The 9,066-nt window shown below is 57.0% G+C and carries 8 protein-coding genes; 5 read left to right on the top strand and 3 right to left on the bottom strand.

All coding sequences use genetic code 11. The annotated features are described in order from the left end of the window. Both BLO51_RS12570 and BLO51_RS12565 read left to right on the top strand, forming a co-directional pair. On the top strand, nucleotides 1–1,625 hold a 1,625-nt coding region (locus BLO51_RS12570; protein ID WP_483825084.1), incomplete at its 5' end, for a coiled-coil domain-containing protein. Nucleotides 1,626–1,628: 3 nt separating this feature from the next. Further along, nucleotides 1,629–2,195: a CvpA family protein gene (locus BLO51_RS12565; protein WP_090671949.1), complete on the top strand. Its 567-nt coding sequence runs from the start codon at nucleotides 1,629–1,631 to the stop codon at nucleotides 2,193–2,195. A gap of 173 nt (nucleotides 2,196–2,368) precedes the next feature. Here the strand turns inward: BLO51_RS12565 and BLO51_RS12560 are convergent, their stop codons facing one another. Together BLO51_RS12560 and BLO51_RS12555 are read right to left on the bottom strand one after the other, a co-directional pair. Further along, nucleotides 2,369–2,743 carry a cupredoxin domain-containing protein gene (locus BLO51_RS12560; protein ID WP_090671945.1) on the bottom strand — a complete coding sequence of 125 codons (375 nt, stop codon included), beginning with the start codon at nucleotides 2,741–2,743 and terminating at the stop codon, nucleotides 2,369–2,371. A 139-nt stretch (nucleotides 2,744–2,882) separates the two neighbouring features. After that, complete coding sequence (locus tag BLO51_RS12555; protein ID WP_090671942.1) at nucleotides 2,883–4,331, bottom strand: aminotransferase-like domain-containing protein; 1,449 nt, start codon at nucleotides 4,329–4,331, stop codon at nucleotides 2,883–2,885. A gap of 159 nt (nucleotides 4,332–4,490) precedes the next feature. On the opposite strand from BLO51_RS12555, the gene BLO51_RS12550 reads away from it, so the two are divergent. Further along, nucleotides 4,491–5,108, top strand: coding sequence for a LysE/ArgO family amino acid transporter (locus tag BLO51_RS12550; protein WP_090671939.1), 618 nt, complete (start codon nucleotides 4,491–4,493; stop codon nucleotides 5,106–5,108). Between the two features lie 60 nt (nucleotides 5,109–5,168). On the opposite strand, the gene BLO51_RS12545 is transcribed toward BLO51_RS12550, so the two are convergent. Continuing rightward, the gene (locus tag BLO51_RS12545) at nucleotides 5,169–5,537 is read right to left on the bottom strand and encodes a phage holin family protein (RefSeq protein ID WP_090671936.1); all 369 of its coding nucleotides are present in this window, start codon (nucleotides 5,535–5,537) and stop codon (nucleotides 5,169–5,171) included. Nucleotides 5,538–5,730: 193 nt separating this feature from the next. Between BLO51_RS12545 and BLO51_RS12540 the strand changes: the two genes are divergently transcribed. Both BLO51_RS12540 and BLO51_RS12535 read left to right on the top strand, forming a co-directional pair. Continuing rightward, nucleotides 5,731–8,118: an endonuclease MutS2 gene (locus BLO51_RS12540; RefSeq protein WP_090671933.1), complete on the top strand. Its 2,388-nt coding sequence runs from the start codon at nucleotides 5,731–5,733 to the stop codon at nucleotides 8,116–8,118. Nucleotides 8,119–8,295: 177 nt separating this feature from the next. Further along, nucleotides 8,296–8,976, top strand: coding sequence for a PspA/IM30 family protein (locus BLO51_RS12535; RefSeq protein WP_090671930.1), 681 nt, complete (start codon nucleotides 8,296–8,298; stop codon nucleotides 8,974–8,976). Nucleotides 8,977–9,066: the final 90 nt, after the last annotated feature.

Here is a 9,066-nt window from a genome sequence, read left to right as displayed (position 1 = left end):
TGCTGACGGAGCAGACGCGCGAAGCGGAAGCGCAGGCGGCAGCGGCGAAAGCGCAGCAAGCGGAGCTGGAGCGACAGCTCGCAGCCGAGCGGGAGCGCGGCCGCGAGGAAGCGGCCGCAGCAGAGGCGCTGCTGGCGGAGCAGGCGCTCGAAGCGGAGGTCCAAGCGGCCGTAGCGAAAGCGCAGCAGACGGAACTGGAGCGGCAGCTCGCAGCCGAGTGGGAGCGCAGCCGTGAGGAAGCAGCGGCAGCGGAGGCGTTGCTGGCGGAGCAGGCGCGCGAAGCGGAGGCGCAGGCGGCCGCGGCGGTAGCGCAGCAAGCGGAGCTGGAGCGGCAGCTCGCAGCCGAGCGTAATCGCAGCCGCGAGGAAGCAGCCGCGGCAGAGACGCTGCTGGCGGAGCAGTCATGCGAAGCGGAGGCGCAAGCGGCAGCGGCGAAAGCGCAGCAAGCGGAGCTGGAGCGGCAGCTCGTAGCCGAGCGTGAGCGCAGCCGCGAGGAAGCAGCCGCGGCGGAGGCGCTGCTGGCGGAGCAGACGCGCGGAGCGGAAGCGCAGGCGGCCGTGGCGAAATCGCAGCAAGCGGAGCTCGAACAGCAGCTCGCAGCCGAGCGGGAGCGCAGCCGCGAGGCGGTAGTCGCGGCGAAGGCGATGCTGGCGGAGCAAGCGCGCGAAGCGGAGATGCACTACGCCGAGCGTGCGGCGGAGCTGGAACAGCAGCGCGCCGCCGAGAGTGCGGAGCTGAAGGAACAGAAGCGTCGGCTGGAGGTGCAGCTTGGCGAGCAACTGGAGAAGACACGCGAGCAGTTGCAGCTCGGCGACGGACTGCAGTCAGAGCTGGAAGCCCTGCGCGGAAAGCGGCGAGAGCAGGAAGAGGAGCTGGCGCTGCAGCAGGAGCTTTACAACGAGCTCGAAGGCGAGCTGGCCGAAGCGAAGCAGCGGTTCGACGAAGAAGCGGCCGCCTTGGCGTCGCGCGTCGCGCAGCTCGGACAGAGTCTTAGCGAGCGGGAAACTGAGCTGCAGGCTAAGCTTCGTGAGCAGAAGGAAGAGATTGGCCTGCATGAGGAGCTCTATGACGAGCTGCAAGGGCAGCATGACGAGCTGGTGCGGCGTTTGGCTGAGCAAGAAGCGGGCGTGCGCGAAGCGGCGGCTGCGCAGGAGGCGCGTCACGAGGAATTCCAGCGCCTTCTCAGCGAGCGTGAACGCGAGCTTGGCGAACTGCTCCGGGAACGCGAAGCGGCCGTAGAGTTGAGCCGCGCCCTGCAGGAGCAGTGTGCCGCGCTAGAGGATCGGCAGCAAACGACACAGAGCGAGCGGGTGACGTTAGAGCATCGATTGGCTGCGCAGGAAGCGAGAATTGCCGAGCTGACCGAGCAAGCGGTGCAAGGAGCTCAGCTGCGGATCGAGCTGGCAGAGCAAAAGGACGAGCTAGAGCTTCAAGTCGAGCTGTATAGGGAGCTTCAACAGCAGCTCGCTGAGCAGATAAAACAGCACAAAGCGTTGCAGGCCGAATACGGACAGCATCAGGGGAAGGCGGAGCAAGTATTCGAAGAATTGCAGAACTTGAAATCCGAGTACGAGAAGCTCCAGATCGAATATAATGAATGGATCGAGCTCGTGGAGAAGGAATAGCGAATGAACGGATTGGATTACACCGTTCTGGCAGTGCTCGCCGTCGGAACGGTTCTAGGGTTCGCGCGCGGCTTTATCGGCCAACTGATATCGGTCATCGGTCTCGTGGCCGCGTACTTGATCGCCTTTTTCTTTTATAATGATGTGGCGCCGCTGGTGGGAAGTACGCTTGCGTTATCTGGACATGAAACGTACCAGAAGTATGAATTTTTAGCCAAAGGCTCGAAGCTGGATACTTACGTGTATAATGCGTTGGCGTTTGCAATCTTGTTCTTCGGAGTCAAAATCGCATTCAGCATCGGCGGGCGACTGCTGAACTGGCTGGCGGCGGCGCCGGGACTCAAGCAGGTCAATCAATGGAGCGGCGCAGCGCTCGGCTTTGCGGAAGCGGCAGTTATCGCGGTGATCGCCGTCCATGTCATGACCGTGATCCCGAACGACGGCGCGCAAAATCAGCTTAAACACTCCATGCTGACGCCATACGTTCTGGAACATACGCCGATTTTGACCGATAAGCTGCAGGAGCTTTGGAACAACCGCAGCGGTCAGGTCAAAGCGGGGGAATCCTGAAACCGCAGATCGCATAACAGAAAAAAGGGCTTGCTTCATCGCTTGGAATAAACCAAGCCGCGGAGCAGGCCCTTTTATATACTTTAATGAACCAAATTTTAGATAAAAAATGGCCCCGTCTGTCCCGCAGGACAAACGAAACCGCTTTGGAAAAATTCGCCGTCAGGCTGTTCTTATTCCACAATAAGCTTGGATTTCATCGTAGCATGACCTGACCCGCAAGGTAGCGAGCAGACGATATCGTAGGTGCCGGTCTTGTCGATTTTTACCGTTTTGGTCTTGTTATTATTGTCCAAACCGACGTTTACACCACTGATTTGAACGGCATGCATGCCTTGCTTGTTTTCCAGCGAAAACGTCACATCCTCGCCTTTTTTCACTTTATATTCTTTTTGATCGAACTGGAAGTTCGTGGCCACCAATTTTACCTGCTGAGCCGCCGAATTGCCGTTGGCCGGCTCGGAAGCCTTCGGGGCTTCTTTCGCACCGCACGCGGACAAGGCAAAGATCAACCCGACTGCTGCCATACTTACAATCCATTTTTTCATTCCAGTAAGTCCCCTTTCACAACCATCATGGAATATTTTTCTTACCCCATGATACAGCAATCATCGGCCTTATGGCTGTGTCGGAACGGTGACAACAATATGAAAACATCGTGTCGCCCCCTGTCAAACCTTACTTTGGTTAGGAGCTAAGCTCCCGGATCAGTCCTGCAAGCTTCCGAAGGCCAAAATTAAGGCGTTCTGTCGATTCGAAGGAATAAGAGAGCCGGATGAAAGGGCCGCCGAGCGAATCGTACACCGTCCCGGGGTTAAATAGAATGCCCTCCTGCAGCGCGCGTGCGAACAGTGCATTCATGGAGACGGGAGGCACGATTCGCAGCCATATGTAAAAGCCGCCCGCGGGCACATTCCATACCGCAAGCCCCGACAAATGCTTCTGCAGCATGTCCAACACATCGTCGCGTCTTTGCCTTAGCACGGTACGCACCCGGTTTAAATGCTCTTCATGAAAGCCGCGTTCGAACCATTCCGTCAGCGCCCATTGGGAAAGCGAGCTTGACCCGTAATCGGTCTGCATTTTGAGATCCGCAAGCCGCCGGATGACCGGCTCCGGTCCGACGATCCAGCCGGTGCGCAGGCCCGGACCAACCGTCTTGGAGACGCTTCCCAAGTAAAGGACGAGTCCGCTTGGATCGCGCGCTTTCAAGGGCGGAGGCGGCGGGGCATCCAACCATAGCTCGCGATAGACGTCATCCTCGATCACCGGCAGCTGCAGCCGCTCGCATTCCCGCAGCAGCTCGATGCGCCGCCGCTCCGACATGACGATGCCCGTCGGGTTGTGGAAGGACGGAATCGTATACAGCATCCGGTTCGGCTGGGGCTTCAGTTCGGTCAAACCGCGAAGGCGAATGCCCTCCGAATCCATCTCCAGCCCCGTTAACCGGACCCCGGCGGAGTGAAATACATGCAGGGAATGCAGATAGGAGGGGCTCTCCGTAATCATGGTGGCTCCCGGTTTGACGAGTCCGAGGGAAATAAGCTGCAGGGCTTGCAGCGCTCCTGAGACGATCAGGATGGAGGCCGGAGAAGCGACGATGCCGAGCGCTTGCAGGTGGTGACTTAGCTGCTCCCGCAGCGGCAGCAGCCCACGCGGTTCTTCGTAGCCGAGCGTGTGAATGCGGGAGGCAAGCCGTCCGAACACCTCCCCGAGCAACTGCTGCGGATATAGCGACGGAGACGGCTCTCCCGTACTTAAACGGATGATCCCGGCTTGAAATTCCGTCTCATTGATCGTTTGGATAGTTGGCAGATTCGGCCGGTGCCAGCCAGCCTGAACATACGAATTCCAGTCAGGCGGGGTGAGCGAGGTTAGCAGGGACCACGGATTGTTCACCACTTTCGTGCCGCGGCGGCCGTCGCCTTCAAGCAGCCCGTCGGCGATCAGCTCCTGAAGCGCCGTGACGACTGTGGACCGGTTGACGCCGAGCGCCTCGGCCAATTGTCGCTGCGTCGGAATGCGGCTGCCGACCGGCCACTCGCCGTTTTCGATTTTGCGTTTCATATAGGTCTTGATTTGCAAATAGAGCGGCAGCGGCGAATTCTCGTCCGGCTGCCAGTCGATGCGATACATAAGCGGCCATCCCTCCGTACGAAGTCGGTTACTCTAATTGTAGCAAACATTGTTTTGGTTGGGTACTTTACCAACCGTTTGGTTGAAGACTTTTTCGCCGGGGGAGGTATGATGGACGAAGACCAGATTTATTCAGATAGCTTCAGGAGGAGAGAGGACATGCAAGCGGTACTGCACGGATTTATTTTGGCTTTGGGGTTGATCCTCCCATTAGGGGTACAAAACCTGTTTATTTTCCAGCAAGGGGTTGTTCAGCGGAGGTTCGTCCTTGCGCTGTCTGCTTCGGTTACAGCGGCCCTATGCGACACGATTCTGATTTTGGCCGCCGTTTTAGGGGTTTCCGTCGTCATTTTGGCGTTTGCTTGGGTGAAGACGGTGCTGCTTATCGCGGGCGCCGCCTTTTTGCTCTATTTGGGCTGGAACGCTTGGAAGGCCGCATCGGCTTCAGGACCGTCCGTCCAAAGCTCGCCCGAATCGTTCCGGATTTCGAAGCAAATTGCCTATACGGCGTCAATCTCGCTGCTCAATCCGCATGCGATCCTCGATACCGTCGGCGTGATCGGGACGAGCTCGCTGAACTATACGGGAGCGGACAAAGTCGGTTTTACCGCTGCGGCCATCATCGTATCGTGGCTATGGTTTATCGGGATCGCCACCGTCGGGCGGATCACCGGAAAGCTGGATGCTTCCGGACGTTTCCACGCTTGGTTAAACCGGATATCGGCTCTGATGATTTGGGGGACGGCTTGTTATTTGATTTACTCCTTATTTGTATGACCATATTCCGTGAAGACGAAGAAAATCGGCCGCAGACGCTCATGCCTGCGGCCGACTTGCTTACTTGGCGTTCTCACGACCGGAACGGCCTTGCTCAAACGGTGTTTTCACCGGAATGAACAGGTCGATGATTCCGATAACCAAGGCAGCCAAAATTGCACCGATAATGCTTGTCGATACGCCGCTCACGATAAACTGGGCGAGCCAAATGATCAGCGCGCTCGTTAGAAAACCGACAACCCCCCGGCCAAACGGAGTGATCTTTCTGCCAAAGATTCCTTCAATGACCCACGCCGCGATCGCGATGACCAAGGCCAGGAAAAAGGCGCTCCAGAACCCTCCGACCTTAAATCCGGGAACGATCCAACTGACAATCAGCAGCATTAAGGCGGAAACGATAAACCTGACGAGATGTCCAAGCAAGTGCATCGTGCAGCTCCTCCTTCGTGTCTTTGCGGTATTCATCAAACGCTTTCGGTGCACCTTATAGGTTTTCCCAAGTCTTCGGCTTTATGAATGGTAATCCTTAGCGGAAATTCATTAGCTTTACTCCCCCGACTTGGATATAATAGCAATTAAGAGCTTTTATCGGCAAGAAAGGCAGGTTTCTATAACGAAAACGATGAATACGAACAAGACATCATACAATCAAAAAATATTGGCTACGCTGGATTTCCGGGCGGTGCTTGAGCGCTGTGCGAACTATGCCGCGACATCGCTCGGCAAAGGCCGGGTGGAGGAGCTTGAACCGAGCGGCGACTTTCATGAAGTGAAGCGCAGGCTGCAGGCGACTGACGAAGCGGTCAACGTGGACCGCTTGAAGGGCGGCGCGCCGTTCGGCGGCATCCGCGACATCCGGACTGCGGTTCATCGGGCGCGGATCGGCGGCATGCTGAACCCGGTCGAGCTGTTGGATATTGCGATGACGAATCAAGGCGGCCGCCGGCTGCGCAGGTTTCTGGAAGCGACGAACGAAGATTACAGCATTCCGCTGCTGCTTGACCTGCTTGAACCGATGACCGACCATAAGGAATTGGAAGAACGGATTCGCGGGTGCGTCGACGAGAACGCTCAAGTGATGGATACCGCAAGCCCGGAGCTGCTGAAAATCCGTCAAGAGCTGCGGTCGAGCGAATCGAAAGCCCGCGAGCGGCTGGAACAAATGGTGCGCACGCCGTCCATTCAAAAGATGCTGCAGGACAATCTCGTAACGATCCGGGGAGACCGGTACGTCATTCCCGTAAAACAGGAATACCGCGGTCATTTCGGCGGCATGATCCACGATCAATCGGCTTCCGGGGCGACGCTGTTTATCGAGCCGGAAGCGGTCGTGCAAATGAACAACCGCGTGCGTGAATTAAAGCTGAAAGAAGAGGCGGAGGTCGAGAAAATTCTCCGCATGCTGTCCGCCTTCGTAGCGGATAGCGCGGATACGCTGCTCGTCAACGTAGAGTCGCTGACGGAGCTTGACTTTATTTTCGCCAAAGCGGGCGTCGCGCGCGAGATGAAGGCGACGCTGCCGCTGCTCAACGACCGCGGCTTCATCAAGCTCAAGCGCGGACGACATCCGCTCATTCCTGCGGAAAAGGTCGTTCCTCTTGACGTGGAGCTGGGCAACCGTTATTCGACGATCATTGTGACCGGACCGAATACGGGCGGCAAGACTGTTTCGCTTAAGACGATCGGTCTGCTGTCGCTCATGGCGATGGCGGGGCTGTTCATCCCGGCCGAGGAGGGCAGCCAGCTTTGTGTGTTCGATACGATCTTTGCGGATATCGGGGACGAGCAAAGTATCGAGCAGAATCTTAGTACGTTTTCCAGCCATATGACCAATATTATCCGGATTCTCAAAGAAATGACGCCCAAGAGCCTTGTGCTGCTCGATGAGCTGGGAGCCGGGACCGATCCTGCGGAAGGCTCGGCGCTGGCCATATCGATCTTGGAGCATATGCACCAGATGGGCTGCCGGATCGTAGCGACGACGCATTACAGCGAGCTGAAGGCGTATGCCTTTGATCGGCAGGGCGTCATTAACTCCAGCATGGAGTTCGACGTGCAGACGCTGCGTCCGACGTATCGGCTGCTTGTAGGCGTTCCCGGACGAAGCAACGCGTTCGCGATTGCTGAGCGCCTCGGTCTGGCGAAAACCATTATCGATCATGCCCGCGGCCAGGTCGGCGAGGAGGATCAGCGCGTCGAATCGATGATCGCTACGCTCGAAGAGAACCGGCTGCAGGCCGAGGCCGAGCGCGAATCGGCGGAGCGTAACCGCCGCGAAGTCGAAACGTTGCGCGAGCAGCTTGCCGCCGAACGCCGGCGCTTCGAGGAGCAGAAGGATAAGCTGTTCGAGCGTGCGGAGCGCGAGGCGGAGGAGGCGGTGGTGAAAGCCCGCCGCGAAGCCGACGAGATCATCACTGAGCTCCGCAGAATCCAGCGCGAGGAAGCGGGCGGAGTGAAGGATCATAAGCTCAGCGAGCTGAAAAGGCGGATGAACGATGCGGCTCCCGAGCTCCGAAGCAACTCCAAGGCCGGTACGCCGCGCAAAAAAGCCGATCGTATCGAGCCGGGCGACGAAGTGCTGGTGACGAATCTCGGCCAGCGGGGACATGTGGTCGAGATCGTGAGCGAGACGGAATTTACCATACAGCTCGGTATTCTCAAAATGAAAGTGAACAAAGCGAACCTGGAGCTTCTGAAGCAAGCCTCCACCCAGAAAAAGCCCCAGCAGCAGGCTACTTCCAGCCTGAAGCGGACGCGCGACGAGAACGCCAAGATGGAGCTGGACTTGCGCGGGACCAATGTGGAAGAGGCGATTATCGAAGTGGACCGCTTCCTGGACGAATCGTACTTGGCGAATTTCGGCCAGGTGTTCATCATTCACGGCAAAGGCACCGGCGTGCTGCGGACCGGCATTCAAGAATTTTTGCGCAAGCATAAGCACGTCAAGAGCTTCCGCATGGGAGCTTACAACGAAGGCGGCGCAGGGGTCACCGTGGCCGAACTGAAATAGAAGCAGCCCGCTCTTCCTTCGGTCGTAGCGGGACCGCACTCATCGTTAAAAAAAATTTTTCGACAACTGAAACTCCGGCCCGCATCTTCCGTAATATACGAGTGTAAGCATCGATGTTTGTGAAGCTCTGCAGGCTGAAGCGATATTTTCAAACCAACGTACAGGAGGAATTTTAACATGGGAATTTTCAAAAGATTGCGTGACATGACGATGGCTTCGATTAACGATCTTCTGGACAAAGCGGAAGACCCGGTAAAAATGCTCAATCAATTCCTTCGGGATATGGAAGAAGATATTTTGGAAGCCGAGTCGGCGGTTGCAAAGCAAATCGCGATTGAGAAGAAGTTCAAGCAGCAGTACGAGGAAGCGCAAGAAATGGTTCAAAAACGCGAGGAGCAAGCGCTCAAGGCGCTGGAATCCGGCAACGAGGATTTGGCCCGCCGCGCGCTGCAGGACAAGAAAGAGCATCAATTGCGCTTTGACGAAATGAAGCAGCAGTACGATACGGCGAAAGCCAACGCCGATCGTCTGCGTAACCAATTGTCCGAGATGAAGGACGAATTCAGCAAGATGAAGAACAAAAAGGATATTTTGGTAGCCCGTGCGGAAGCGGCCAAAGCCCAAAAGCAAATCAATCAGGCGATGAACGGCTTCGGTACCGACAATGCGGCGAAAGGCTTCGACCGGATGAGCCAAAAGGTGATGGAGCTTGAAGCGCAGGCTGAAGCGAGCAACGAGCTGCGGTCCAAAGACAAAAGCCTCGACGACGAGTTCGAAGCGCTCAACAAAAACGCTGGCGTCGACGATGAACTGGCAGCGCTTCGTGCGAAGCTGGCGGCCAAGAAGCAAGCGGAGTAAGCGACATAAGGAGACTGAAGGCCTGACGCCTTCAGTCTCTTCGATGTTAAAAACTCACCTTGATTGAGGCGAAAGGCAGGGCGGATTGTT

Source organism: Paenibacillus tianmuensis, from assembly GCF_900100345.1.
Taxonomy (GTDB): Bacteria; Bacillota; Bacilli; order Paenibacillales; family NBRC-103111; genus Paenibacillus_G; species Paenibacillus_G tianmuensis.
This window is presented reverse-complemented; position numbering and strand designations above follow the sequence as displayed.

Excerpts from the sequence above, each read along its gene's own strand:
- BLO51_RS12565 (WP_090671949.1), top strand. The coding sequence starts at position 1,629 with ATGAACGGATTGGATTACACCGTTCTGGCAGTGCTCGCCGTCGGAACG.
- BLO51_RS12560 (WP_090671945.1), bottom strand. The coding sequence starts at position 2,743 with ATGAAAAAATGGATTGTAAGTATGGCAGCAGTCGGGTTGATCTTTGCC.
- BLO51_RS12555 (WP_090671942.1), bottom strand. The coding sequence starts at position 4,331 with ATGTATCGCATCGACTGGCAGCCGGACGAGAATTCGCCGCTGCCGCTC.
- BLO51_RS12550 (WP_090671939.1), top strand. The coding sequence starts at position 4,491 with ATGCAAGCGGTACTGCACGGATTTATTTTGGCTTTGGGGTTGATCCTC.
- BLO51_RS12545 (WP_090671936.1), bottom strand. The coding sequence starts at position 5,537 with ATGCACTTGCTTGGACATCTCGTCAGGTTTATCGTTTCCGCCTTAATG.
- BLO51_RS12540 (WP_090671933.1), top strand. The coding sequence starts at position 5,731 with ATGAATACGAACAAGACATCATACAATCAAAAAATATTGGCTACGCTG.
- BLO51_RS12535 (WP_090671930.1), top strand. The coding sequence starts at position 8,296 with ATGGGAATTTTCAAAAGATTGCGTGACATGACGATGGCTTCGATTAAC.